Annotated in this window: 29 protein-coding genes and 1 tRNA gene; 8 read left to right on the top strand and 22 right to left on the bottom strand. The window is 68.8% G+C overall.

What is annotated here, in order from left to right:
- A partial coding sequence (locus P0084_RS06885) for an ester cyclase (RefSeq protein ID WP_308916079.1) occupies positions 1-413 on the top strand: 413 nt, incomplete at its 5' end.
- 288 nt (positions 414-701) lie between these two features.
- On the opposite strand, the gene P0084_RS06880 is transcribed toward P0084_RS06885, so the two are convergent.
- A tRNA-Ala gene (locus P0084_RS06880) sits at positions 702-777 on the bottom strand.
- A gap of 71 nt (positions 778-848) precedes the next feature.
- Positions 849-1,187 carry a TIGR02300 family protein gene (locus P0084_RS06875; RefSeq protein WP_308916078.1) on the bottom strand — a complete coding sequence of 113 codons (339 nt, stop codon included), beginning with the start codon at positions 1,185-1,187 and terminating at the stop codon, positions 849-851.
- A 92-nt stretch (positions 1,188-1,279) separates the two neighbouring features.
- Here P0084_RS06875 and P0084_RS06870 point away from each other — a divergent pair, with 92 nt between their 5' ends.
- Together P0084_RS06870 and P0084_RS06865 are read left to right on the top strand one after the other, a co-directional pair.
- Positions 1,280-1,960: a M48 family metallopeptidase gene (locus tag P0084_RS06870; RefSeq protein WP_374213614.1), complete on the top strand. Its 681-nt coding sequence runs from the start codon at positions 1,280-1,282 to the stop codon at positions 1,958-1,960.
- A gap of 31 nt (positions 1,961-1,991) precedes the next feature.
- Entirely contained in the window at positions 1,992-2,639 is a 648-nt protein-coding gene (locus P0084_RS06865) for a GntR family transcriptional regulator (RefSeq protein ID WP_308916077.1), read from the top strand.
- A gap of 311 nt (positions 2,640-2,950) precedes the next feature.
- Here P0084_RS06865 and lpdA read toward each other — a convergent pair whose 3' ends face one another.
- The 18 genes from lpdA to P0084_RS06775 form a co-directional block, all read right to left on the bottom strand.
- Positions 2,951-4,345 (bottom strand): dihydrolipoyl dehydrogenase, encoded by a 1,395-nt coding sequence (gene lpdA / locus P0084_RS06860; protein WP_308916076.1) that lies wholly within the window; start codon positions 4,343-4,345, stop codon positions 2,951-2,953.
- A 69-nt stretch (positions 4,346-4,414) separates the two neighbouring features.
- Positions 4,415-4,804, bottom strand: a complete 390-nt coding sequence (locus tag P0084_RS06855) for an MAPEG family protein (RefSeq protein WP_308916075.1) — start codon at positions 4,802-4,804, stop codon at positions 4,415-4,417.
- Positions 4,801-4,977, bottom strand: coding sequence for a hypothetical protein (locus tag P0084_RS06850; protein WP_308916074.1), 177 nt, complete (start codon positions 4,975-4,977; stop codon positions 4,801-4,803). Before P0084_RS06850 ends, P0084_RS06855 begins: the two co-directional genes overlap by 4 nt.
- Positions 4,974-5,213: a DUF3303 domain-containing protein gene (locus tag P0084_RS06845; protein ID WP_308916073.1), complete on the bottom strand. Its 240-nt coding sequence runs from the start codon at positions 5,211-5,213 to the stop codon at positions 4,974-4,976. Before P0084_RS06845 ends, P0084_RS06850 begins: the two co-directional genes overlap by 4 nt.
- Positions 5,214-5,458: 245 nt before the next feature.
- The gene (locus P0084_RS06840; protein WP_308916072.1) at positions 5,459-5,695 is read right to left on the bottom strand and encodes a hypothetical protein; all 237 of its coding nucleotides are present in this window, start codon (positions 5,693-5,695) and stop codon (positions 5,459-5,461) included.
- A gap of 122 nt (positions 5,696-5,817) precedes the next feature.
- A complete protein-coding gene (locus P0084_RS06835; RefSeq protein ID WP_308916071.1) occupies positions 5,818-6,522 on the bottom strand; it encodes a hypothetical protein in 705 nt (234 codons plus the stop codon).
- Between the two features lie 12 nt (positions 6,523-6,534).
- Complete coding sequence (gene odhB, locus P0084_RS06830) at positions 6,535-8,172, bottom strand: 2-oxoglutarate dehydrogenase complex dihydrolipoyllysine-residue succinyltransferase (RefSeq protein ID WP_308916070.1); 1,638 nt, start codon at positions 8,170-8,172, stop codon at positions 6,535-6,537.
- A gap of 3 nt (positions 8,173-8,175) precedes the next feature.
- The gene (locus P0084_RS06825; protein ID WP_308916069.1) at positions 8,176-11,163 is read right to left on the bottom strand and encodes a 2-oxoglutarate dehydrogenase E1 component; all 2,988 of its coding nucleotides are present in this window, start codon (positions 11,161-11,163) and stop codon (positions 8,176-8,178) included.
- The gene (locus P0084_RS06820) at positions 11,160-11,690 is read right to left on the bottom strand and encodes a hypothetical protein (RefSeq protein WP_308916068.1); all 531 of its coding nucleotides are present in this window, start codon (positions 11,688-11,690) and stop codon (positions 11,160-11,162) included. Before P0084_RS06820 ends, P0084_RS06825 begins: the two co-directional genes overlap by 4 nt.
- Entirely contained in the window at positions 11,687-12,943 is a 1,257-nt protein-coding gene (locus tag P0084_RS06815; RefSeq protein WP_308916067.1) for a glycosyltransferase family 4 protein, read from the bottom strand. The genes P0084_RS06820 and P0084_RS06815 overlap by 4 nt, the downstream gene beginning before the upstream one ends.
- 3 nt (positions 12,944-12,946) lie before the next feature.
- Positions 12,947-13,828, bottom strand: coding sequence for a succinate--CoA ligase subunit alpha (sucD, locus tag P0084_RS06810; protein ID WP_308916066.1), 882 nt, complete (start codon positions 13,826-13,828; stop codon positions 12,947-12,949).
- 22 nt (positions 13,829-13,850) lie between these two features.
- A complete protein-coding gene (locus P0084_RS06805) occupies positions 13,851-14,438 on the bottom strand; it encodes an aminoacyl-tRNA hydrolase (RefSeq protein ID WP_308916065.1) in 588 nt (195 codons plus the stop codon).
- Positions 14,435-15,001 carry a succinyl-CoA synthetase subunit beta gene (locus P0084_RS06800; protein WP_308916064.1) on the bottom strand — a complete coding sequence of 189 codons (567 nt, stop codon included), beginning with the start codon at positions 14,999-15,001 and terminating at the stop codon, positions 14,435-14,437. Before P0084_RS06800 ends, P0084_RS06805 begins: the two co-directional genes overlap by 4 nt.
- A gap of 481 nt (positions 15,002-15,482) precedes the next feature.
- The gene (gene sucC, locus P0084_RS06795; RefSeq protein WP_308916063.1) at positions 15,483-16,676 is read right to left on the bottom strand and encodes an ADP-forming succinate--CoA ligase subunit beta; all 1,194 of its coding nucleotides are present in this window, start codon (positions 16,674-16,676) and stop codon (positions 15,483-15,485) included.
- 162 nt (positions 16,677-16,838) lie between these two features.
- A complete protein-coding gene (locus tag P0084_RS06790) occupies positions 16,839-18,275 on the bottom strand; it encodes a Coenzyme F420 hydrogenase/dehydrogenase, beta subunit C-terminal domain (RefSeq protein ID WP_308916062.1) in 1,437 nt (478 codons plus the stop codon).
- Between the two features lie 43 nt (positions 18,276-18,318).
- A complete protein-coding gene (locus P0084_RS06785) occupies positions 18,319-19,467 on the bottom strand; it encodes a polysaccharide pyruvyl transferase family protein (protein WP_308916061.1) in 1,149 nt (382 codons plus the stop codon).
- Between the two features lie 34 nt (positions 19,468-19,501).
- Positions 19,502-20,464 carry a malate dehydrogenase gene (gene mdh / locus P0084_RS06780; protein ID WP_308916060.1) on the bottom strand — a complete coding sequence of 321 codons (963 nt, stop codon included), beginning with the start codon at positions 20,462-20,464 and terminating at the stop codon, positions 19,502-19,504.
- Positions 20,465-20,558: 94 nt separating this feature from the next.
- The gene (locus tag P0084_RS06775) at positions 20,559-20,888 is read right to left on the bottom strand and encodes a hypothetical protein (protein WP_308916059.1); all 330 of its coding nucleotides are present in this window, start codon (positions 20,886-20,888) and stop codon (positions 20,559-20,561) included.
- Positions 20,889-21,155: 267 nt separating this feature from the next.
- On the opposite strand from P0084_RS06775, the gene P0084_RS06770 reads away from it, so the two are divergent.
- From P0084_RS06770 to P0084_RS06760, 3 genes are read left to right on the top strand one after another with little or no spacing between them, the layout of a single operon-like run.
- Complete coding sequence (locus P0084_RS06770; protein ID WP_308916058.1) at positions 21,156-21,998, top strand: HpcH/HpaI aldolase/citrate lyase family protein; 843 nt, start codon at positions 21,156-21,158, stop codon at positions 21,996-21,998.
- A 1-nt stretch (position 21,999) separates the two neighbouring features.
- Positions 22,000-22,557, top strand: a complete 558-nt coding sequence (locus P0084_RS06765; RefSeq protein WP_308916057.1) for an NnrU family protein — start codon at positions 22,000-22,002, stop codon at positions 22,555-22,557.
- Entirely contained in the window at positions 22,557-22,763 is a 207-nt protein-coding gene (locus P0084_RS06760) for a DUF1737 domain-containing protein (protein WP_308916056.1), read from the top strand. The genes P0084_RS06765 and P0084_RS06760 overlap by 1 nt, the downstream gene beginning before the upstream one ends.
- Before the next feature lie 210 nt (positions 22,764-22,973).
- On the opposite strand, the gene P0084_RS06755 is transcribed toward P0084_RS06760, so the two are convergent.
- On the bottom strand, positions 22,974-23,306 hold the full coding sequence (locus P0084_RS06755; RefSeq protein ID WP_308916055.1) for a DUF3140 domain-containing protein: 333 nt from the start codon (positions 23,304-23,306) through the stop codon (positions 22,974-22,976).
- A 57-nt stretch (positions 23,307-23,363) separates the two neighbouring features.
- Positions 23,364-24,401, bottom strand: a complete 1,038-nt coding sequence (locus P0084_RS06750) for a hypothetical protein (protein WP_308916054.1) — start codon at positions 24,399-24,401, stop codon at positions 23,364-23,366.
- Positions 24,402-24,563: 162 nt separating this feature from the next.
- Here P0084_RS06750 and sdhC point away from each other — a divergent pair, with 162 nt between their 5' ends.
- Both sdhC and P0084_RS06740 read left to right on the top strand, forming a co-directional pair.
- Positions 24,564-24,947, top strand: a complete 384-nt coding sequence (gene sdhC / locus P0084_RS06745) for a succinate dehydrogenase, cytochrome b556 subunit (RefSeq protein ID WP_308916053.1) — start codon at positions 24,564-24,566, stop codon at positions 24,945-24,947.
- 1 nt (position 24,948) lies between these two features.
- On the top strand, positions 24,949-25,320 hold the full coding sequence (locus tag P0084_RS06740) for a succinate dehydrogenase, hydrophobic membrane anchor protein (protein ID WP_308916052.1): 372 nt from the start codon (positions 24,949-24,951) through the stop codon (positions 25,318-25,320).

Raw genomic sequence — 25,320 nt, 5'->3', positions numbered from 1 at the left:
CCCCGCTGCTGGGCGAACGCCAAGCCTTCGACATGGTCGAGCGATACTACGACGCACTCAACGCACGCGACGACGACCTGTTCGAGGGCACGGTGTCCGAGGAATGGTTCGTGCACGGCGAGAGCCCGTCACGCCCGACCCGCGACGTGAACGCGTATCTCGAGGAGATCGGCGACTACATGGCCGGCATCCCCGACATCGCGTTCGCCATCGACAGCCTGCACTTCGCCGACGACGTGGTCACCGTGATCGGCACGCTGACGGGCACCCATACGGGCGAGGTGTTCGGCTACGCCCCCACCGGACGCGCGGTCGAGTTCTCCGCCATCGCCGTGCACCGCCTGGAGGACGGCGCCATCGTCGAGAGCTGGCAGATGCCCGACCGGCTGACGCTGGTGGAGCAGATCAGGTGAGCCGCCCGGGGCGCGGAGCATCCCGATCCGCGGGGGTCGCCGGGGTTCCCGGCCCAAGTCGGGCCCCCGATCGGATGACCGCACGTCCGACATGGACGGGAAACGACCGACGCGCGCCTTCGTTACCACGATGCCGGGCGAGGCGACCGGGCGCCGGCGGTCCGCAGTGATGCGGTTCGACGTCCGCGACCGCACTGACGCGGTCGCGTTGACCGGGCACTTCCGCGCGACGGTGCCCGAGCGGGGCCGTTCGATGGCCGGGCCGGGAGCGGTGGTGAGGATGGGGCGTGGTGGAGCCTAGGGGAGTCGAACCCCTGACCTCTTGCATGCCATGCAAGCGCTCTACCAACTGAGCTAAGGCCCCGAATGGGCGGCGGATAAGCCGCCCGGTGCGGGGGTGCAAGGACAAAATGCCCAGGTCCCGCGCCGTCGGACTCAGTCCTCGTCGTCGCCGTCGGAGACGTCGCTGCCGATCTCCTCCAACGAGACGGTGTCCTCCTCGTCGTCGTCCAGCACGGCGTCGTCCGTGGCGGCCGCGTCGTCGTCGAGCTCCTCGTCGTCGTCGTCGAGCAGCAGATCCTCGTCGGCTTCCGCTTCTTCGGTCTTCGCGTCGGCATCGGCCTTGTCGGCCACGAGGACGCGCGTCCTGGTCCCCGTCTCGACCGGCACGACCTCACCGGTATAGGGGCTGACGACGGGGTCGCGGTTCAGGTCGTAGAAGCGCTTGCCGGTGGTCGGGCACACGCGCTTGACGCCCCATTCTTCCTTGGGCATGGCGGGTCCTCCGGATGGGGGTGTTGCCTGGTGAATCGGGGCCGGATGCCACAGCGCATCCCCCGGGGCAAGGGCGTGTTCGGGGGGCTGCATTGGCACTGGACTGGATCATTGGCGGCGTCGTCGTGACCCTGCGACGGTCCGCCCGCGCGCGCCGCATGACGCTGCGGGTGGGGCGGTCGGACGGCCGGGTGACGCTGACGGTGCCGCAGGGCATGGCGGACGCGCAGGCGCGGGCCTTCGCGGACGGGCATGCGGGCTGGATCGCCCGACAGGTCGCCGCCGTCCCGCCCCCGCGGACGGTGCGCGTGGGGGGCACGCTGCCCGTCGCCGGTCGCGAGGTGCCGGTGATCGCGGGCGGGGGCCGGTCCGCCCGCTGGACGGGCGCCGTGGTGTCCGTTCCGGACGACGACCGTGCGGGTCCACGCGTCGCGACCCTGTTGCGGCGCATGGCGCGGGATCGGCTGGTCGAGGCGGCGGGCCGGCACGCGGTGGCACTGGGCCGGACGCATGGCAGGGTGACGCTGCGGGACGCGCGATCGCGTTGGGGGTCGTGCTCCGGCCGGGGGGATCTGATGTTCAGCTGGCGCCTGATCCTCGCGCCGCCGGAGGTGCTGGACTACGTCGCGGCGCACGAGGTGGGGCACCTGGCGCATATGGATCACTCCCCCCGGTTCTGGGCTTGCGTGGAACGCCTGATGCCGGACTATGCGCCCCGCCGGGCCTGGCTGCGCCGCCACGGTGCCGCGCTGCACGCCATCGACTTCGGTTGACGACCGGGACCCGCGGGGGAACGGTGCGCCCATGCTGATGAACCCCCTTCCCGACGGCGCGGGCGCCGCGCACGACCGGCTGTATCGGTCGCTGCGCACGCGGATCATGCACGGCGAGGTGGCGCCCGGGCAGGCGCTGACGCTGCGGGGGATCGGACGCGAGTACGGCGTGTCGATGACGCCCGTGCGCGAGGCGATGCGCCGCCTGGTCGCGGAAGGCGCGTTGTCGCTGTCGGCCTCGGGCCGGGTGACGACGCCGCAACTGTCGCAGGACCGCATCGAGGAGTTGGCCAGCCTGCGGTCGCTGCTGGAGCCGGAACTGGCCATCCGCGCCCTGCCGCGGGCCTATCCCGCCCTGGTCGAGCGGATGGAGCGGATCAACGTCGCCATCGCGGAGCAGATCGCGAAGCGCGACGCGTCAGGCTATATCCGCACGAACCTGGAGTTCCACCGCACGCTGTACCTGCGCGCGCAGGCCCCCGCGATCCTGGCCATGGTGGAGACGGTGTGGCTGCAGTTGGGACCCACGATGCGCGCGCTCTACGGGCGGCTGAACCGGACGGAGCTGCCGCGCAACCACCGCCTGATCGTCGCCGCCCTTCGAGACGGGGACGAACCCGGGTTGCGGGTGGCGGTGCGGGCGGACGTCACCCAGGGGCTGCGGCTGCTGGCGGGCTAGAACGGCCCGTTGCTGCAGTGCGGCGAAAGGGTCCTCGGCGCGAACGGTTCGGGATCATGCCAGCGCCGTCAGTGTGACCGGGAGCAGGGGGCGATGCAAGCCGCCGGATTCTCAACGGGCATTGGGGGACGGCAGGCGCCCGGTACCGACGCTGGCCCAGCCGAACGGCGTTCCGCCGCCTCGGGACGCGGTCTGCATCGTGTCTGCCCCGCGTCTGCGTTCCGCCGGACAAACGGGGGGGTAGCCGGATGCGTCCGCCCCGCGCCGCCGCGTGGTGCGGCGGGGCGCGAGGCCTGGCGCGGACCTGCCGCCTAGGCGTGGATCGCGCCGTCGCCGCAGTCGAGCGCCGCCTCGCGCATCGCTTCGGAATAGGTCGGGTGCGCGTGGCAGGTGCGGGCCAGATCCTCCGCCGCGGCGCCGAACTCCATCGCGACGCAGACCTCGTGGATCAGGTCGCCCGCCATGGGGCCGATGACGTGGCAGCCCAGGATGCGGTCGGTTTCCGCGTCGGCGATGAGCTTGACGAAGCCGTCGGCCGCGAAGTTGGCCTTGGCCCGTCCGTTGCCCATGAAGCTGAACTTGCCGATCTTGATCTTCGTCCCGGCCTCCTCGGCCTGTTCCTGGGTGATGCCGACCGACGCGACCTCGGGATGGGTGTAGATGACGCCGGGGATCACGCCGTAGTTCACGTGCCCGGCCTGGCCCGCCAGGATCTCCGCGATGGCCATGCCCTCGTCCTCGGCCTTGTGGGCCAGCATCGGCCCTTCGATGACGTCGCCGATGGCGTACACCCCCTCGACGCTGGTCTTGTAGTGGTCGTCCACGGCGATCTGGCCGCGGTTCGTCAGCGACACGCCCAGCGCGTCGAGCCCCAATCCGTCCGTGTTGGGCCTTCGCCCCGTGGCGACGAGGACCACGTCGACGTCCAGCGTCTTGGCCGCGTCGTCCTTGCGCATCGCGTAATGCACGGTCGCGCCGTCGTCCGTGCGCTCGACCTTCGACACGGCGGCGCCCGTCACGAAGGAGAGGCCCTGCTTCTTCAGGAGCTTCTGGAACTGCTTCGCGACCTCGGCGTCCTGGCCGGGGGTGATGCCGTCGAGGTACTCGATCACGGTCACGTCGGTGCCCAGGCGGGTATAGACGGATCCCAGCTCCAACCCGATGACGCCGCCGCCGATGACGGCCATGGTCCGGGGGATCTCCGACAGCTCCAACGCGCCGGTGGAGGAGACGACGACCTCCTCGTCCACGGTGACGTCGGCGCCGGGGACGGGGGCGGATTCGCTGCCCGACGCGATGACGACGTGCTTGGCGTCGTGCGTCTCGTCGCCGACCCGGACCTTGCCCGCCGCGGGGATGCTGGCCCAGCCCTTCAGCCAGTCGACCTTGTTCTTCTTGAACAGGAACTCGATGCCCTTGGTGTTCGCCTCGATCGCGTCGCGCTTGTAGTCCAGCATCCTGGACCAATCGACCGACGGGGCGTCGCCGATCAGCCCCATCCTGGCGAAGTTGTGCTGCGCCTCGTGCAGCTGATGGCTGGCGTGCAGCAGGGCCTTGGACGGGATGCAGCCGACGTTCAGGCAGGTGCCGCCCAACGTGTCGCGGCCTTCGACGCAGGCGGTCTTCAAACCCAGCTGCGCGCAGCGGATGGCGCAGACGTAGCCCCCCGGGCCGGAGCCGATGATGATGACGTCGTATTGGGCCATAGTCGAACCTTCTGATTCCGGCATGCACCCCGCGTGCACCCCCTGTGCACCCCCCGTGCAGACGGACGGTCAGATCAGGGTGGAGATAGCAACCGCGACCGTCGCAAGGAACCCCGCGATCCAGAAGACCGACCGCCACGGCGTCCAGCCCCCCGCATAGGCGGGGACATAGAGGACCCGCGCCGCGAGATAGGTCCAGGCGGCGGCGGTCTGGAACGGGGTCGGCACGGTCAGGTGGGCCACCAGCACGGCGGGGGCGAAGAGGACCAGCGCCTCCCCGTGGTTCGCCGCGGCACGCTTCAGCCGCGCGGTGACGGGGCGTTCGGGCGGGGGCGGGCCGTCGCGCGGGCCCGCGTTGTAGCGCAGGCCCCGGTCGAGGTCGGACAGGATCGCGGCCAGGCCCAGCTGCGCGGCCTGCAGGAGGACGGCGAGCGCGAGGACCGTCAGGGGCGGCGTCACCGTCCGCGCCGCAGCAGGATCAGCGTGGTGATCGTGGTCAGCACGGTGTAGCCCGCCGCCAGCCACCACAGGAACGGGTCGGGCCCGCGGATCGCCTGCACCGCGACCACCAGCGCGACCGCGATGGCGACGCGGATGGCCCAGAACAGGATCGCGCGCTGCACGGGCGTCATGCGGTGCGCAGGAACCGGGCGTCGATGGCGGGGCCGGTCGCCGCTTCGCGGTCGATCCAGGCCTGAGCCTTCGCGCGGTCGTTGGCCTCGAACAGCGCGGTGACGCCGGTGCCGTCCGCGTCGTGCCACAATTGCAGGAGGGTGAGGCCCGCGTTCATCCGGTTCTCGGCGTTCCGGTCGAAGTCGGCGCGCCACGCGTCGCGGTCTGCGGGGGTGAGGTGGAGGAGGAGTTGCATGGGGTGGGAGGTAGGGCGGGGGTGCAAGGGGTGAAGGGTGCGTAACCGGCTTGCGCGGGTAGGATCGGATTCACCGCGTCGGGTCCATCGGATACGGGAGCGCCGGTTTGGCGAAAGACCCCTGCGCAGGGCGGGGGCGCGGCGGTTCGTCCAGCGTGTAGGGTGGGTGCAACCCACCATCTCGCCCCCCTCGAAGTCCGGCAGTGGTGGGTTTCACCCACCCTACGCTTGCTACGGTCGTTCGATCACTCGGCGGCGATGTCGGTTCGAGCGATGGAAAGAGCCTCCGCGAGGGGTACGCCGTCGTCGTGGGCCCGCACGAGATACGCCATGACGGCGCGATAGCGGCGTTCCTCGTCCGAAAGGTCTTGCCGAGCGACGGCGACGATCGCGGCTTCCTCGGTGCAGGGAACCGCATTCTCGAAGAAGTCGTCCGGGAGCGGCGGGCTGTCGTCGATCGAGTGCTTCTGTTCGGTGGTCATGGGTGCTTTCGCTATGTTTCGTCCATCCGACATGAAGGGTGGGTACAACCCACCATGGCGAGACGCTTACATGGCAAACGATGGTGGGTTTCACCCACCCTACGTTTGCTACCTCACGGTAGTTAGAGCCCCTCCTCCATATTTGTTCTCTCCTTCAGCGGGAAGGCGGACCGCATCTGGTAACGTTCCCTTTCTGCAAGAACTATCGTGATCAAACCGAAGGCGAGGTATTCCCACGAGCCTGTGGTCAGAAGGAAGCCGGATACAGGACCAAGAATCCGGATATTTGCAAAAAGCTCACCAAATAGTATTATGATACATAATCCACCCACGCCATACAGTAGTTGATAAACCATCTGAAACTGGTGGAAGGCGTAAAGGCTCGATTGATCACCACTTCTTATGAGAGACGATATCATGGGCGTATCATTTCCGAACACACGAGCCTTCCACGAACCCCTGATCTCCTCTGAGGTTAGGCGACGCGCAAATCGGGCTCCAAACTCTCGTATCATTATGGTGCCACGGATCAAAACTTCACCTAGAATGAAGGATATAAATATACCCAGTAAGGTAAAAAATAGAAGTCGGCTTGCCTTGAAGCCTTCATTCCCGAGATCATCGCCAACTCTCCTATCAATAAGCTCGACTTGCAGCACGATCTCACGAAAGCTGCCCGCCATACGATCGCTTACTGAGCGGAAGATTCCCGCGTGCTCATATGATCCATAGATGCTGTAGAACGCGTGGTAATAGGCTATTGCCAATGCACCTATACCGACGTTCGTGAAAACGTTCGACCAACTGGAGGGGAACCGGCCGTTCAAAACCGATCCTCGTCACAAATCCATCAGCAACCGCCGCGGATCCTCCAGCGCCTCCTTCACGCGCACCAGGAACGTCACCGCGCCCTTCCCGTCCACGATGCGGTGGTCGTAGCTGAGCGCCAGGTACATCATCGGGCGGACCACGATCTCGCCTCCGACGACGACGGGGCGGTCCTGGATCTTGTGCATGCCCAGGATGCCGGATTGGGGCGGGTTGAGGATGGGGGAGGACATGAGGCTGCCGTAGACGCCGCCGTTCGATATCGTGAACGTGCCGCCCTGCATCTCGGCCATCGACAGCTTGCCGTCGCGGGCCTTCGCGCCCTTCTCGGCGATGGCCTTCTCGATGGCGGCGAAGGATAGGGTGTCGGCGCCGGGGATGACGGGGACCACGAGGCCCGTGGGCGTGCCTGCGGCGATACCCATGTTGACGTAGTGCTTGTAGACGATGTCGGTGCCGTCGATCTCCGCGTTGACCTCCGGCACCTCCTGCAGGGCGTGGCAGCAGGCCTTCGTGAAGAACGACATGAAGCCCAGCTTCACGCCGTGCTTCTTGAGGAACAGGTCCTTGTATTCCGAACGCAGGTCCATGACCGCCGACATGTCCACCTCGTTGTAGGTGGTCAGCATGGCGGCGGTGTTCTGGGCGTCCTTCAGGCGGCGCGCGATGGTCTGGCGCAGGCGGGTCATCTTGACCCGCTCCTCGCGGTCGGCGTCGGAGGCCTGGACCGGCGCGCTCGCGGGGCGAGATCCCGGCTCTTCGGCCGGGACGGATGCCCGCTGGGCATCCGCCTTCATGATGCGGCCGTCGCGGCCGGTGCCCTGGACCTGCGACGGGTCCAGTCCCTTCTCGGCCATGATCTTGTTCGCGGAGGGCGCGTTCTCGACGTCCGTGCGACCGCCGGCGGCGGCGACGTTGCTCTTCGCCTCCTCGACCTCCGCCTTGCCGGCGTCGGGGTTGGGCTTGGGGTTGTCGGCCTCGGGCGGCTTGACCGAAGCACCCGCGCCGGTGGTCATCTTCGCCAGCACGCCGCCGGCCTGCACGGTGCCGCCCTCGTCCACCAGGATCTCCGACAGGGTGCCGGCCGCGGGGGCCGGCACCTCGACGGAGACCTTGTCGGTCTCCAGCTCGCACAGCATCTCGTCGGCCTCCACGGCGTCGCCGGGCTGCTTGAACCAGGTGGCGACGGTGGCTTCGGTGACGGATTCGCCCAGGGTGGGGACGGAGACGTCGATCGTCTTGCCGTCGCCGTCACCGTCGGAGGCAGCGGCGGCGTCGTTCCCCCCGCCGGCATCGGCGGCGTCGTCGGCATCGGTCCCGCCGCCGCCGCCCGCTTCGGTGGCCGTGCCCTCCTTCGACCCGGGCGCCGCGACCGCGGACGGCGCGGCGGCATAGCCTGCATCGGCGCCCGCGCCTTCCTGGATGGTGGCCAGCAGGGCGTCGACGCCCACGGTGTCGCCTTCGTTGGCCACGATCTCGGCCAGGGTTCCGGTGGCGGGGGACGGCACCTCCACGGTGACCTTGTCGGTCTCCAGCTCGCACAGCATCTCGTCGGTGGCGACGTCGTCGCCGGGCTGCTTGAACCAGGTGGCGACGGTGGCTTCGGTGACGGATTCGCCCAGGGTGGGCACCTTGACGTCGATGGACATGCGTTACTCCAGTCCCAGCGCTTCGTTCACGAGCGCGGCTTGTTGTGCCTTGTGCTGCGAGGCCAGACCCGTCGCGGGCGACGCGCTGGCGGCGCGCCCGGCATAGCGGGGGCGCGTGTTGGCGGCGCCGATGCGGGTCAGCACCCATTCGAGGTTCGGCTCGACGAAGGTCCAGCCGCCCTGGTTCTTGGGCTCCTCCTGGCACCACACGATCTCGGCCTGCTTGAAGCGTTCCAGCTCCTTGACCATGGCGAGCGCCGGGAAGGGATAGAACTGCTCCAGCCGCAGGATGTAGGTGTCGTCCTGCCCGGCCTCGTCGCGCGCCTCCAGCAGGTCGAAATAGACCTTGCCCGAGCAGATCACGACGCGCGCGATCCCGTCGTCGGGCTTGAGCGTCAGATCCGAGTTGCCGTGCTGCGCGTCGTCCCACAGGACGCGGTGGAAGGTGGACCCTTCCAGGAACTCCGCCTTCGTGCTGACGGCCAGCTTGTGCCGCAGCAGCGACTTGGGCGTCATCAGGATCAGGGGCTTGCGGAAGGTCCGGTGCAGCTGACGGCGCAGGATGTGGAAGTAGTTGGCCGGCGTCGTGCAGTTGGCGACGATCCAGTTGTCGGACCCGCACATCTGCAGGAAGCGTTCCAGGCGCGCCGACGAATGCTCCGGCCCCTGACCCTCGTAGCCGTGGGGCAGCAGGCAGACGAGGCCCGACATCCGCAGCCACTTGGATTCGCCCGAGGATATGAACTGGTCGAACATGATCTGCGCCCCGTTGGCGAAGTCGCCGAACTGCGCCTCCCACATGGTCAGGGCGTTGGGCTCGGCCAGCGAATAGCCGTATTCGAAGCCGAGGACGGCGTATTCCGACAGGGCGCTGTCGATGACCTCGTAGTGCTGCTGGCCGTCGCGGACGTGGTTGAGGGGATAGTAGCGGTCTTCCGTTTCCTGGTCGATGAAGGCGGAATGGCGCTGGCTGAACGTGCCGCGCGTGCTGTCCTGGCCGGACAGGCGGACGCGGTAGCCTTCGGTCAGCAGCGATCCGAAGGCCAGCGCCTCCGCCGTGGCCCAGTCGAAGCCGGTCCCCGAGGCGAACATCTTGGCTTTCGCCTCCAGGAGGCGGTCCACGGTCCTGTGCAGGGGGAAGCCGTCGGGGGCCTTCGTGAGCGCGGCGCCCACCTGGTCGAACGTGGCCTCCGCGATCCCGGTGGCGCCGCGGACGTAGTCGCCGTCGCCGCGGCGGTCGATGTTCTTCCACCGCCCGTCCAGCCAGTCGGCCTTGTTGGGCCTGTAGTCCTTTCCGGCCTCGAACGCCTGGGCCATGCGGTCCTGGAAGGCGGCCTTCAGGTCCTCCACCTCGCCCTTGGGGATCAGGCCGTCCTTCTCCAGCCGCTCGGTGTAGAGCGAAAGGGTCGTCTTCTGGCCCTTGATGCGCTTATACATCAGGGGGTTGGTGAACATGGGCTCGTCGCCCTCGTTGTGGCCGAACCTGCGGTAGCAGAAGATGTCGAGCACGACGTCCTTGCGGAACTTCTGGCGGTACTCGGTCGCCACGCGGGCGGCGTGGACCACGGCCTCCGGGTCGTCGCCGTTGACGTGGAAGATGGGCGCCTCGACCACCAGGGCGTTGTCCGTGGGATAGGGGCTGGACCGGCTGAAATGCGGCGCGGTCGTGAAGCCGATCTGGTTGTTCACGACGATGTGGATGGTGCCGCCGGTGCGGTGGCCGCGCAGGCCCGACAGGGCGAAGCATTCGGCCACGACGCCCTGGCCCGCGAAGGCCGCGTCGCCGTGCAGCAGCACGCCCGTGACCTTCGTGCGGTCGGCGTCGCCCAGCTGGTCCTGCTTGGCGCGGACCTTGCCCAGCACGACCGGGTTCACCGCCTCCAGGTGCGAGGGGTTCGCGGTCAGCGACAGGTGGACGGTGTTGCCGTCGAACTCCCGGTCCGAACTGGCGCCCAGGTGGTACTTGACGTCGCCGGACCCGTCGACGTCCTCCGGCTTGAAGCTGCCGCCCTGGAACTCGTTGAAGATCGCCTCGTAGGGCTTGCCCATGACGTTGGCCAGCACGGACAGGCGGCCGCGATGGGGCATGCCGATCACGATGTCGCTGAGGCCCAGCTGGCCGCCGCGCTTGATGATCTGCTCCATGGCGGGGATCAGCGCCTCGCCGCCGTCCAGGCCGAAGCGCTTGGTGCCCATGTACTTGACGTGGAGGTACTTCTCGAAGCCCTCCGCCTCGACCAGCTTGTTCAGAATGGCCTTGCGGCCGTTCTGCGTGAACTCGATCTCCTTGCCCAGACCCTCGATCCGCTCCTTCAGCCAGGCGGACTGCTCGGGGTCGGAGATGTGCATGTATTGCAGGGCGAAGGTGCCGCAGTAGGTGCGGCGCAGGATGGCTATGATCTGGTTCAGGGTCGCCACCTCCAGGCCCAGGACCTGGTCGATGAAGATGGGCCGGTCGAGGTCGGCCTCCGTGAAGCCGTAGGAGCGAGGGTCCAGCTCCGGATGCTCCGTCTGGGCGCGCATCCCCAGGGGGTCCAGGTCGGCGGCCAGGTGGCCCCGGATGCGGTAGGCGCGGATCAGCATCAGCGCGCGGATCGAGTCGGTGACGGCCTGGCGGACCTGCGCGTCCGACACCTCGACGCCCCGCTCGGCGGCCTTGGCCTTGATTTTGTCGCCCGCGGCCTCGGCTTCCGCCGCGCCGGAGGCCCGCGCCTTGCCGCCCGCATCCGCGGGGGGGGCGGGCCACTCGCCGGTCAGCGCGGCGGTCAGGTCGTCGGCGGGCTGCGGCGGCCAGTCGGGCCGCGCCCAGGACGGGCCCTGTTCCGTGGCCCCGCCGCCGTCCTCCATGGCGTTGAAGAAGTCCGCCCAGGACGCGTCGACCGCCGAGGGGTCGTCCGCGTAGCGCGCATAGAGCCGTTCCAGGTAGTCGGCGTTCTGCCCCTGCATGAAGGACGTGGAGCGGAAGACGTCGTTGGGGGATTGGTCGGTCATTCGGAAACCTCCTCCGTCAGGACGGTATGGGTGACGATCAGCGTTCGGGGGGCGTCCGGGATGGCGCTGGCGTCGAAGGCCAGCATGCCGGACGGGGCGTTCGGAAAGGGTGAACCGGCTGCGATCTGGCAGGTGCGCTCGACCCGGTCGGGCATCGTGCGGGTCTGCGTCAGGATCATCGCGCCGCCCGCGCCGTCCGCCAGCAGGCGCGTGCGGGTCGTGTCGGTGTCCACCTTGCGTGCAAGGCCCGGCACGGCACGGCGCTGCAGGGCGTGGATGGCGTCTGGCGTCTCGCCCCCCGTGTCGCCCGCCAGATAGCTGGCCGACAGCGCCCAGGCGAGGGTGTCGGCCTGCGCATCCGTGGGGGTGTCGATGGGGGACCACCCTTCGCCGGCGAGCGCGGACAGGACGGCGTCGAAGGTCGGGGCGGTGGTGCAGGCCCCGGGACCGTCGGCCCGGGCCGGGATGCCGAAGACGGTCGTGGCGGCCACAATCAGCGCCAGGGGAATGTCGCGCGACCCCCTCACGATTGGGTTCCCCGGGCGGCCAGTCCCGCCCGGACGTCGGCGGCGACCTGCGCTTCGGCGGCGCCGCGGGAGGCCTGCGCGGACTGGATGTCGCGCAACGCCGTGCCATCGGATGCCGCCAGGGCGGGGTCCGAGAGATAGGCGATGCAGCGATCGGCGAAGGCGTCGGCCCCGTCGCAGGGACGGATGATGCTGGTCATCGCGTCGCCGAAGCCGGAGCCCGACATCGTGGTGGCCACCACCGGCCGGCCATAGCCGCAAGCCTCGACCACCTTGATCTGCGTGCCCGCCCCTTCGTGGATGGGCGAGATCGCGGCGCGGGCGCGGACGTATTCGGGGCCCACCGCGTCCACCGTGCCGACGATGTGGATGCCGTCCCGGCCGTCGAACCGCGCGCGGATGCTGCCCCAGCCGCCCAGGCCGACGATCCGGACCGTCGCGTCGGGGCGGGCGAGGCGGATGCGAGGCCAGCATTCCGACAGGAACCAGGCCACGCCGTCGCGGTTCGGCTTGTGCTCGTAGGTGCCGACGAACAGCAGGCCATCGCCCTCGTCGGCGGACGGGACGTCGTCCGGCGGATCGTGGAACGGGACGTTCGGCAGGACCGGCTGCGCCGCGCCGATCCCGTCGAAGCGGTCGTCCGGCTTGGCCAACCAGACGACGTCCGCCCCCGACAGGCGCCGCCGCAGCGTCCCCGCGATGCGTCGGGCGACCAGCCGTGCGGCGGCTGCGCCACCGGGCATCCGCAAGCGTCCTTCGATCTGCGTCCGGGTCTTGCGGTCGTCGCGGTCGTCCAGGTCGACCGCCAGGAGGGCGGCATCCGCGCGGGTCAGCCCGGAATGGGTGAACGGCCGGGCGTAGCGGAACGCATAGACCGCATCGGGCGAGCCCAGCGCCTTCAGGCGACGACGCACGTCCGCATCGGCCGCATGGTCCATGTCCGGCAGCAGCAGGCGCGTGCCGACCAGCTTCAGCTTGGCGGCCCGATCCGTCTTCTGGACCATGAAGCTGGGCGTGGTGATCGGAACGAAGTCGGCCGCGCCGGGAAAGAACTCCGCCGCACCGGTGTCGCCTTCCCGCAAGCCCAGGACCGCGACCGTGACGGTCCCCACCCGGCGCAGGCCGTCGAACAGGATGCGGCTGCGCTGGCCGCCGCCCGTCCGAGGGTTCACCGCACCCGACGGCACCACCAGGACGATGGGCCTGGCGGGACCGTCGTCACCGGCGGGGGGAGGGGTCTCGTCCGCCTCCATGCTTTAGCCGATCGCTTCTTTCACGGCCTCGCCCAGGGTGGCGGGGCTGTCGGCGACGACGATGCCGGCTTGCTTCATCGCCTCGATCTTCGATTCCGCGTCGCCCTTGCCGCCCGCAACGATGGCCCCGGCATGGCCCATGCGGCGGCCCGGGGGGGCGGTGCGGCCCGCGATGAACCCGGCGGTGGGCTTCCAGCGGCCCGCGCGGCGCTCGTCCGCGAGGAACTGGGCCGCGTCCTCCTCCGCCGTGCCGCCGATCTCGCCGATCATGATGATGCTCTGCGTTTCGGGATCCGCGAGGAACATCTCCAGGACGTCGATGTGCTCCGTGCCCTTGATCGGGTCGCCGCCGATGCCGACCGCGGTGGACTGGCCCAGGCCCATGTCGGCGGTCTGCTTCACGGCCTCGTAGGTCAGCGTCCCGGACCGGCTGACGACGCCCACGCTGCCGCGCTTGTGGATGTGGCCCGGCATGATCCCGATCTTGCAGGCGTCGGGCGTGATGACGCCCGGGCAGTTGGGGCCGATCAGCCGCGTCTTCGACCCGTCGAGCGCGCGCTTGACCTTCATCATGTCCAGCACGGGGATGCCCTCGGTGATGCAGACCACCAAGGGGATCTCGGCGTCGATCGCCTCCAGGATGCTGTCGGCGGCGAAGGGGGGCGGGACGTAGATCACGGAGGCGTCGGCGCCCGTGCGCTCCACCGCCTCGAAGCAGCTGTCGAAGACGGGCAGGTCCAGATGCGTTTGACCGCCCTTGCCCGGCGTCACGCCGCCCACCATCCGGGTGCCGTAGGCGATGGCCTGTTCCGAGTGGAAGGTCCCCTGCGAGCCGGTGAAGCCCTGGCAGATGACTTTGGTGTTCTCGTCGATGAGGATGGCCATGGGGGCTCCGTTCTCGGGTCGGTCAGTTGTGTACGATCAGGATGACGGGGTGATCGAAGCGGCGGCCCTGCCCGCTGGCGGGGTCGCCGATGATCGTGGTGGCGAAGGGAACGGTGATCGCCAGGTCGTCGAAGAACAGCCCGACCCCCTGACCCGCGTTGCGACCGGCGCCCAGGGGGGCCGACACGGTGCGGTCGCCCTCCACCAGCCGGGGGGCCAGGATCTCGCCCACGATGCGGTTCGTCGCGGTCAGGTCCACGGCGGGCGATCCGACCGAGCAGCCGCTGCCGGTGAACCGCCGTTCCGCCCCCGTGCCGGCGTTCAGTCGCTGTTCGGGCGCGGGGCCCAGGCGCAGGAAGGTCAGCGTGCCCGGGTTGACGAAGTTGATGCCGCCGTCCCGGCGTTCGCGGATCGGAAAGCCCAGCGCGCGGGCGGCCCGATCCTGGGACTGCCGCGACGTGTTGTTCAGGCACACGGCCTCCACCACGAAGCGCATCCGTTGCAGCGCGACCGTCTCGGTCGTCGGGGCGAAACCCGTCGTCGTGGCGGGCATGCAGGCGGACAGGGCCAGAAGCGGCGCCAGCAGCAGGGGCAGGGCGGCGCGGATCATTCGGCGGCCTCCGCGCTGGCCTGGGGGGTCAGCCGCTCGACGGAGGCGAACGTCTCGACCACGTCGTCGGGGCCCATCCGCGTGCCCGCATGGACCACGGCGATGCGGTTCGGGTTCAGATAGCGGGCGGCCAGCAGCAGGGTGCCCGGCAGCGCCGCGTCGGCATGGGTGACGGGCAGGGGCGCGTCGCGGTCGATCCCCTCGTCCGCCAGGGCGGCCAGAACCGTTTCCACCGCGTCGGCCCCGCGGATGCCGTCGAACGACACCTCGCACCGCCGGTCGGTGCCCGGCGTGCGGGGCCTGCCCTGGGTGCCCACGGTGACGAAGGTCGGGTTGGGGGCCGAGAACGGCATCGCGTCGTAGAAGTCGAGCCGCGTGCCGTCCGCGACGATGCGCTCCTGCGCGGTGGTGGCGGTGAGGTGCGGGTCGAAGCAGAAGGCGGCAAAGGCGGACAGGGGGTTGGTGGTTTGGGCGACTGCCGGAAAGCTAAGTATCGAGCAACTCCAGATGGTTGTCGCCCATACTGTTTGGCGTATGAACTTGCGGCTCTTCGTTGGGGGCAAACCGCAACAAGACGGGTTCTTCATTAATACTTCCCCCCATGAGGGAGCCGGACAACTTCGATATTTCGGACCGGTGCTGCCCGAACTTTTCGAGACCCTGCCGATGTCTCAATGCTCAGACCAGCGGACGAACCTGGAAAGACAGCAATTTCAAGGACCCGCCGATCAACTATATCAACTTTGCAAACTAGATGAGCAGCAACTGCGCCTCTGGATAAGTACACCTCTCCCGAGAGAGTGCCGAACTCCTGTACGATTTCCGCGGTCGTCAGCAACTCATACCGATCCAGATCCCGGGATACGGGCGAGAAAACCAGGGGCTCTAAGGGCCGCCACACGATCTCATTAAGCGTAAGATCGAGGCGTAAATCTTGAGCAAAATAAGCGCATGCTTCGCCCTCGCTTGGGTCAGCGAGGAGAGAACCGGGCAAGACAGCCGATAGCAAAATGTATAGCGGCAGCCTTAGCCGGCTCATGATGCTTATCCCTTCACCGCCTTCACGATCTTCTGCGCGCCGTCCTTCAGGTCGTGTGCGGCGATGACGTTCAGGCCGGATCCGTTGATGATCTCCTTGCCCTTCTCGACGTTGGTGCCTTCCAGGCGGACGACCAATGGGACCTCCAACCCGACCTCCTTCACGGCCGCCACCACCCCTTCGGCGATGACGTCGCAGCGCATGATGCCGCCGAAGATGTTGACCAGGATGCCCTTCACGTTCGGATCGGAGGTGATGATCTTGAACGCCTCCGTCACCTTCTCCTTCGTGGCGCCGCCGCCGACGTCGAGGAAGTTGGCGGGTTCGGCGCCGTAGAGCTTGATGATGTCCATGGTCGCCATCGCCAGGCCCGCGCCGTTGACCATGCAGCCGATCTCGCCGTCCAAGGCGATGTAGTTCAGGTCGTACTTGGAGGCCGCCAGCTCCTTTGGGTCCTCCTCCGTCTCGTCGCGCAGCTCGGAGATGTCCTTGTGGCGGTAGAGCGCGTTGCCGTCGAAGCCCATCTTGGCGTCCAGCGCCTTCAGGTCGCCGCTGGACGTGACCACCAGGGGGTTGATCTCGAGCATCTCCATGTCCTTGGACACGAACAGGTCGTAGAGGTTGGCCAGGAGCTTCACGCACTGCTTCACCTGCGCCCCTTCCAGGCCCAGGGCGAAGGCCACGCGGCGCCCGTGATAGGGCTGGTAGCCCGCCGCCGGGTCGATGTCGAAGGACAGGATCTTGGCGGGCGTCTTGGCGGCGACCTCCTCGATGTCCATGCCGCCTTCGGTGGAGCAGACGAAGCCCACGCGGCTGGTGGCGCGGTCCACCAGGATCGCCAGGTACAGCTCGCGCGCGATGTCGCTGCCGTCCTCGATGTAGATGCGGTTGACCTGCTTGCCGGCCGGGCCCGTCTGGTGCGTGACAAGCGTGTTGCCCAGCATGCGCTTGGCCTCCTCCGCCGCCTCCTGGACGGACTTGGCCAGCCGCACGCCGCCCTTGTCCCCGGCATCGGCTTCCTTGAACGACCCCTTGCCGCGCCCGCCCGCGTGGATCTGCGCCTTCACCACCCAGAGCGGCCCATCCAGCTGGCCGGCGGCGTTCTTTGCGTCCGCCGCCTTCGTCACGGCCACGCCGTCGCTGACGGGAACGCCGTGATCGCGCAGCAGCGACTTGGCCTGATACTCGTGGATGTTCATGGCAGCGCGCCCCGTCCGGTTGAGGGTGTCGGTCGCATACGCTGAAACCACGCGCGCCGTCCCACCGCCACCCAAAACGATCGTATCGGAGCCAATCGTCCGATATCGGCGGGTATCGTGATCACGGCCCGGGCGGGTGTGATCACGATCGCGCCCGGCTGCTTATCGCCGGGTCAGGCGGCGCATCCGTTGCAAGGCGATCCGCTTGCCCGACGTGGCGATCTTCAGCGCCAGCATCACGGGGCGCATCCGCCTCCGATAGGCCTCAAAGGTCCCGCCCCGTCCGAGGATGTCGGCCGCGACTCGCGACGAGTTGCGGGCGATCCAGTACCGCATGTCGTATATGAGGCGGCGGGACCGCTCGTCTGCCAGTCGCGGGGCGACCCGCTTGCGGGGATGCCAGTGGCCCTTCGTGTCCAACCGCGCCAGCCGGTGCGCCAGCCCTTCCCGTCGGTGGCGCAAACCCGAACTCTGGCTGAGAGCGACCTGTTCGGGCGTGACATCGTCCATCTCCAGGGCGCCGTCGCGCCGTCCCTCGGCCACGATGGCGTCGATCTCGGCGTTGCGGGTGACGACGACGTTCGACCCGCGCCAATCGCCGACATAGGGGCTGAGCCAGGCGTCCCCGACGGAGATGTCAGCGCATTCGCCAACCACGTCGTCGCAGCATTCGCAGGCAGGATTCTTGAACTGTCCCTCGCCCCAATCGCGCCCGGCCAGGGTACTCATGGGTCGGACCACCTCGTCGTCCGGTGCGTCGCGCCGCCTGTGCGCGAACCCATAGGACGACGCCTGCCGCCCCTCCAGCTTGTGACGGAAGTTGACGGCATGGAGGCGGTCGGCCCCCGTGCCGCCCTGCCAAGCCAGGTATTCGGCGAAGAAGCGGCTCTTCAGATGACCGCAGACCAGACCGATGGTGAAGGGGACCTGTTCGTGCGAGATGCGCCCCGCATCCTGCAACTGACGGATCGCCTTTATGAAGCACGGAACGCCGATCACGAGGAACCGGTCCGTCCCGCCCGCGATCAGGGGCAGGACCTCCGCCATCGTCACTGGGTAGTATCGTGACTTCGCCCCCGCGCGGAGGGTGTCGACGTCGCGCGACAGGGCGAACTGGAACAGCGGCCCGCCGGCGCCATCGCCCGGCACCGCATGGATGTGGGCGACCGCATCGACCATCCCGCGTTCCAGCAACGTCTGCGCCAGCCAGGTGACCAAGCCGCCCGCCGCACCCTCGGCGCGATAACGTCCCTCGGCGACATGCCCCGCCAGGGTCGCCCGATGGCGCCCGATCTCCGGATCGAAGGGAAGGTCGGGATAGAGCGAGGCCCCGATCGCCGTTTCGTCACGGCCCAGGTCGGACATGGGGCACACGGCCTCGTCCCCTGGCCCGTCGGGACGGATCCGGGCGGCGACATAGTGCCCTTCGCGCGTCATCCCGACGTCGAACGCCGCATTCCGGCCGAGGGTGCAGGCGCCGCATCCGATGCAGAAGCCGCCCGCCACAACCCTGTCGATCTGCGATGGGCCGATGACCGTGTCGTGGGCGCCGGGAGTTTCGGCGCGGCGGGGGTGGTCCGATGTCGGGGGGGAGGTCATGATCGGAATCCTGTCAGGACCGGGGATGCTCCCGGATCGAACGTCACAGCCCGGCGTAGTTCCGGGCGCTCATGGCGCGCACCTCCGGCAGGGCAGCCTCGATCCGCGTCCGCAGGTCCGGCGCCCGTTCCGCGAGGTCGTCCAACCTTCCCTGGATGCTGCGCGGGTCCGCCGCCACCCGTTCGGGATCGATCTCGAGCCCGTCCAGCCCGAACAGACCCATCAGCCCCTCGAACTTGCCCATCGAAACGAGCGCCAGGGGCGGTACGCCGTTGCCGAGGCAGGCGATGCCGAAATGCATCCGGCAGAGCAGGACCATGTCGAGATGCCCGGCGAACCCCTTCACGTCCCATGCGTTGATGCCGTCGCGGACATAGTGGAAGCGATCCGGCACCATCCGTCCGACCGCCTCCGCCAAAACGTCACAGGAAGCTTGGTCGCCGATCTGTCCCGGTCGGGAATCGTGCGACACGACCATCGCGGCCATGTCCTCGCGTCCAGCGACCCATTCGGCGACCGCCTCCGCATAGGCTTCGAGCGTTCCGGGTGCGACCTTGGAGAACACCAATCCACTCGCGTTCAATCCCAGGACACGTCGTCCCGCCGCATGCTGAGCTTCCGCGAAGGCGATGGCGTCGTGCGCGGCCGGGGTGGTCGCTTCCGGCCGCAGGAGGAACGCGGAATCGGCCACGAGTTCGACCGGACGTCCCAGAGCCGCCTCCATGCGGGCCTTCGACACCTCCTCCCGGGCCAGGATCTCCAGCCATTCGGCGCGCTTCAGCCATTCGATCACCCTGGGGTTGGGCGCGGTGGAGAAGCTGCAGCCGATCACCCGCACCTTCGCGCCGAACCGATGGGCGATCGCAGCCAGCTTCAGACGGCTCAGGATGGTGTCGGGGTTGTAGCGACCGTCCAGGATGTCGGCGCCGATCACGATCACCCGCCGCGCCCGGGCGACGTTGGCCAGGATCGACAGCTTGCCGCCCACCCCGCCCGCCGCGACGCCTGGAACCCCCAGGCGCGTGGGCGTCGGGTTGGGCAACAGGGTGACGGAGAATCCCGCATCGCTCAGTTGGGTCGCCGCGACGTCGATCATCGCCTGATCGCCCAGGCCGTCCGGCTTGGCCGGCGTGATCACCACCGCGCGCCCGCGCGAGTTCGGCCCGCGGGGGGCGGTCCGTTCGTCCGTCATGCCGTCGTCCTTTCGGTCGAATGGGTGCGGCCGCTCACCCGAGGTTCGCGTCGATGCCCTTGCAGGCCTCGACCAGACCCTTCACGGCGTCGACGGACTTGTCGAACATCACCTGCTCGTCGCGGTTCAGCGTGATGTCAATGACCCGTTCGATCCCATTCGCTCCGATCACGGTGGGCACGCCGACATACATGCCGTCCAGGCCCAGCGCGCCGTCCACCCAGGCGGCGGCGGGCAGGACGCGGCGTTGGTCGTTCAGATAGGCCTGCGCCATCTCGATGGCGGACGAGGCGGGGGCATAGAACGCGCTGCCCGTCTTCAGCAGTCCCACGATCTCGGCGCCGCCGTCGCGGGTGCGCTGCACGATGGCGTCCAGATCCTCCTGCGTGATCCAGCCCATCTGGACCAGATCGGGCAGCGGGATCCCGCCCACGGTGGAATAGCGGGTCAACGGCACCATCGTGTCGCCGTGCCCGCCCAGCACGAAGGCCGACACGTCGCGCATGGACACGTCGAACGCCAGGCTCAGGAAGTGGCGGAAGCGCGCGCTGTCCAGGACGCCGGCCATGCCGACCACCTTCTTGTGGGGCAGGCCGGAATACTCGCGCAGGGCCCACACCATCGCGTCGAGAGGGTTCGTGATGCAGATGACGAAGGCGTCGGGGGCGTTGTCGCGGATCCCCTCGCCCACGGCCTTCATGACCTTCAAGTTGATCGCCAAGAGGTCGTCGCGCGACATGCCCGGCTTGCGCGGCACGCCCGCCGTGACGATGCACACGTCCGCGCCCGCGATGTCGGCATAGTCGTTGGTGCCCTTCAGCGCCGCGTCGAACCCTTCGACCGGCCCGGATTCCGCGATGTCGAGCGCCTTGCCCTGGGGCACGCCCTCGGTGATGTCGAAGAGGACGACGTCCCCCATCTCCTTGATCGCGGCGAGGTGGGCGAGCGTGCCGCCGATCTGTCCCGCGCCGATCAGCGCGATCTTGGGTCGGGTCATATGAGTTCTCCGTCAAGCCGTTGTCCGGTCCGGCGGAGGGGTATCGTGGCGGGGGCGGGGCGCGCAAGGGCGCCGCGCCGGGGCTCGGCCGCGTTCAGGCGTCGGCGTCCTGCAGGTGGCTCAGGTCGTCGGCCCGATCCTCCCAGTTGTCGCCCGACGCAACCAGGCAGGTGCGCCCGTCGGGCAGCGTGACCGTGATCGTCCACGTCCCCGACGCGTCCGCGGCGAAGACCTCCACCACGCGGTTGCGGGATCCCAGGCCGAGGCCGCGGCGGGTCTCGCCGAACTGGTTCGCCAGGCGGTCCACGACGACGTCGCGGGGGCCGCAGGTCTGTCCCTGGGCCTGGGCGTGGGTCCCGGCCAGGGCCGTCACGGCGGCGACGAGCGCGGCGAACCCGAGGTTGAAGCGTTGCGTCTTGGTCATGGCACGGTCCTTTCGGGTTGAGGGACCGGGCCGGACACGAACGGATGCGGGGCGCGCGATCCTCGTGCATGCGGTCCGGCCTGTGCCGGAGCAGGGGCGGGGTATGCCACCGATTCGTTGACGGTCAGTGAACGTGGGGCGCATCCTTCGGTCCGGTCCGCCCCTCGGGGCGTCTCGGGGGCGAACAATCGTGCGGGGGATCCGTTCCGCCTTGCCATCCGTTGCGCGCCCTGCCAGCCATTCGCCGCATCGCAGAAAGGCACGTCCATGGTCCCTCCGGTCCGTTCCGTCCTCTACGTCCCCGGATCGAACGAACGCGCGCTGGACAAGGCGCGCGGCCTGCCGGTCGACGCGATCGTGTTCGACCTGGAGGACGCGGTCGCCCCCGAGGCGAAGGGGGATGCCCGCGACGCACTGCGCGGCGCCCTGTCGCAGGGCGGCTACCGCGCGCGTCTGTTGCTGGTACGGGTCAACGGGGCCGGCACGCCCTGGGGGTCCGACGACCTTTCGGCCTTCGCGCAGGCCGAATGCGACGGGATCCTGTTGCCGAAGGTGGACGGCCCCGACGACGTAGCGGCAGCCGCGGCACGCACGCCCAAGCCGATCTGGGCCATGATGGAGACGCCGCGCGGGATCGTGAACGCGGCCCGGATCGCCGACGCGCCCCGGACGGGCGGCCTGGTGCTGGGCACCAACGACCTCGCCAAGGACCTGGGCTGCGCGCCCGGACCGGACCGGATGCCGTTGATGGGCGCGTTGCAGGCCTGCCTGCTCGCGGCACGTGCTGCGGGGATCCCTTGCATCGACGGCGTGTACAACGCGCTGCGCGACGCGGACGGCCTGCGCGCCGAATGCGAGCAGGGCCGCGCGCTGGGCTTCGACGGCAAGACCCTGATCCATCCCGCGCAGCTGGCGGTCGCCAATGCCGTCTTCGCCCCCTCCCCGGAGGAGGTCGATCACGCCCGCCGGACCATCGCGGCCTTCGACGAGGCGGCGGCCCGCGGGCAGGGCGTGGCCGTGCTGGACGGGCGCATCGTCGAGAACCTGCATGTGGACACGGCCCGCCGGACCCTGGCAAGGGTGGACACGATCGAGGCGGCGGGGGGGTGACATGGGATACGGGCTGATCGTCCTGGGGGTGGGGCTGTGGTCCCTGGCGCATGTCTTCAAGCGCCTGGCCCCCGAACGCCGCGCCGCCTTGGGCGAGCCGGGGAAGGGGCTGGTCACGCTGGGGATCGTCGCGGGCGTGCTGGTGATGATCTTCGGCTATCGGTGGGCGCCGTACGACCTGCTCTATGCGCTCGGGGCGTGGACCTATCCGGTCAACAACCTGCTGGTCCTCGTCGCGTTCTACCTGTTCGCCACGTCGGGCGCGAAGACCCGCGTGGCGCAGGCCGTGCGGCATCCGCAGCTGATCGGCTTCTCGATCTGGGCGGTGGCGCACCTGCTGGTGAACGGGCAGGTCGCGTCGCTGCTCCTGTTCGGCGGCCTGCTCGCCTGGGCCCTGGCGGAACTGGCGATCCTGACCCGCCTGAATGCGACCGCCACGCCCGCCCGTCCCGTTCCGGTCAAGAAGGAGGTGTCGGCCGTGGTCATCGCCATCGTCGCCTATCTGATCGTGTACCTGATCCACGGCTGGATCGGCCCGTCGCCCACGGGGATGGGCTGATGGCGATGCTCTACCGCCTGCTGACCGGTCCGGACGACAGCGCGTTCTGCCACAAGGTCAGCGACGCGCTGGCGAAGGGCTGGGTCCTGCACGGCAGCCCGGCCTATAGCCACGACCCGGACGCGGGCGTCATGCGCTGCGCCCAGGCCGTGACGAAGGCCGTGACGGCGGAGTACTCGCCCGACATGAAGCTCGGGCAGCAGTGACGGCGACGGGAGCGGGGGCCTGGTTCGACGACTGCGCCACGGGGCACGTGGTCGAGCACGCCTGGTCTATGGCGGTTACGTCGTCAGTCTGACCCTCATGTCGCCATTCTGCGGCTTGACCAACCCGCAGGGCATCGCCGCCACCGCCCCGCCAGACCCCGTCGTCATGCGTACCGAAATGGGGCAGCCCGGCGCGGCGCTGCGCGACGGTCACTTGCAGGGGTCGTGGCCCCAGTTCATCAGGCTGTAGCGCCAGTCAGACGTTTCCACGTCGTCGTCCGGCCCGCCTTGCGCCTTGTGCCGCTTCACGTAGCCGACGACGCGGCCCATATGGTCCCAGTCGTCGTCGGACAGGTCGCCCTTGTCCGTGTCCAGTATCTCGACGATCCGTTCGCCGGACTTGTGCCCCTTGGATTCGCCGTCCCCGGAATCCTGGCCCACGGCCTTCGAGTCCTCGGTCTTCAGCCAGTCCCGCAGTTCCGACCGGGTCATGTTCACCAGATCGGTCCATTCGTCCCAGATCTCGTCATGCGACTTCGCCATGTTGGTCCCTTCCTCGTCCGTGGGGGGCGGGACGTCGATACGTCCCGCCCGCCGGTGTCAGGCCCGCGCGGGGCGTCCGAAATACGCCCCGCCCACGGCCGAGGCCAGCCCCAGCAGGGAGGCCAGCGCGGCCAGCCACGCGGCGGACGCGGTCGCATCGGCCGCGGCGTCCGCCGCCTGGATCGCCTGCGTCTGCGCCTCCTCGACCGCCTGGGCGGCTTCCTGCTGCAGGGCTTCGGCGCGCGTCTGCACGTAGTTGACGTACTCCTCCGCCTGTGCGGGCGTCAGGCCGAACCGGTCCTCCATCACGGCGACGGCCTCGGCACGGTCTTCCTCCGACAGGATCCCGCCGCGTCCGAAGGTGCGGTCCAGGAAGTCGTTCACGTCCTCGCGCGCATCGCCGGGCGAGGTCACGATGTCCTGCGCCGCGTTCGTGGCCGATTGGCGCAGGTTCGCCTGTTCCTGTTGGGACACCACGGCGCGGAACGCTTCTCGCGCCTCGGCCTGGAAGTTCTCCGGCGTCAAGCCGTTCTGGCGCAGGGTGGACTGCACCTGCGGGGGCAGGTCGTCCATCGACAGCGAACCCACCGACAGGTCGGGCAAGGAGAAGTCGTCGGGCAGAACCGCCGACGCTGCGCTCGATGCGCCGGACGCCAAGCCCGACACGGCGGAGCCTGCGACGTTGACGATGCCCATGGCGGCCTGCGTGGCCATCCACACGGCAACCAGGGTGGTCAGCGCCCAGACCACGGCGCCGTGCAGCATCGACCCCATCGGGTGCAGCACGCCCGCCAGTCGTCCGGCGGTGTATCCCCCGACCGCCAGCGCGACCAGTTGGCTGACGAACTGCCACACGGCCGTCGTCGTCAGCGATCCGTTCATCGGCGTGCCGTCCGTCGGCTCGAACAGCGACAGCCCCAGGCCCAGGCCCACCAGCGACAAGAGCACGTACAGACCCAGCGCATAGACCGCGCCGGCGAAGATCGCGCCCCAGACGGCGCGGCCATTGCTGTCGTACCGCGTCTCGATGGCGTCGTGCGCGAGGTCGCGGGCATCTCGCACGCCGTCGCGGCGGACGTGGTCGGTGGTGGTCATGGGTGGCCTCCGGGTGTTGCGGGCGACTGATCAAAGTCCTTTGCAACGATTGGTGCCCGTCGCGGTTCCACCTTCGGGTATGCGACCCATAGACCCCGTGACACCGCGCGCCGATTGGGTACAAGGCACGACCGAAGGACGAGCAATCGAAAGGAAGGCCGCATGGCCGACGTGAACCGGGGCAACCGACCCCTCAGCCCGCACATCTCCGTTTATCGTCCGCAGATCACCTCCGTCACCTCGATCCTGACGCGGATCACGGGCAACGCGCTGGTGCTGGGTGGCTTGATGATCACGTGGTGGTTCGTCGCCGCCGCGTCCGGGCCGGGCGCATTCGCGACCGCCGATGCGGTTCTGACGTCGTGGTTCGGCAAGCTGGTGTTCCTCGGGTCGATCTGGGCGCTGTGGTACCACACGCTGGCAGGCATCCGGCACCTGGTCTGGGATACGGGCCACATGCTCGAACTGGAACGCGCCGAACGGTCCGGCTGGGCCATCATCGGCGGCTCCGTCGTCCTGACGATCCTCACGATCCTGGTGGTGTGACATGCCGTTCCTGACCGATCGAAAGCGCGTGATGGGCCTGGGCGCCGCGGGCACGGGCACCGACCATCACTGGCACCAAACCCTTCTGTCCGCCGGGCTGGTCGTGCTGGTCCCGCTGTTCCTGCTGACCTTCGGCCGCATCCTGGGAGCGCCCTGGGAAGCGATCGTCCTCTATTATTCCCAGCCCTTCCCGGCCCTGGTGGCGGTGCTTACCCTTACCGTAGGCTGGATCCACTTCGCCAAGGGCGTCCAGGTCCTGATCGAGGATTACGTCCAGGGCTTCGCACGCAAGGCGCTGATCGTCGTGACGACGTGCCTCGGCTATGCCGCGGCGCTGGCCAGCGTCTATGCCCTGGCCCGCCTGGCCCTGTAA

This window comes from Jannaschia maritima (assembly GCF_030973515.1).
Taxonomy (GTDB): domain Bacteria; phylum Pseudomonadota; class Alphaproteobacteria; order Rhodobacterales; family Rhodobacteraceae; genus Jannaschia; species Jannaschia maritima.
This window is presented reverse-complemented; position numbering and strand designations above follow the sequence as displayed.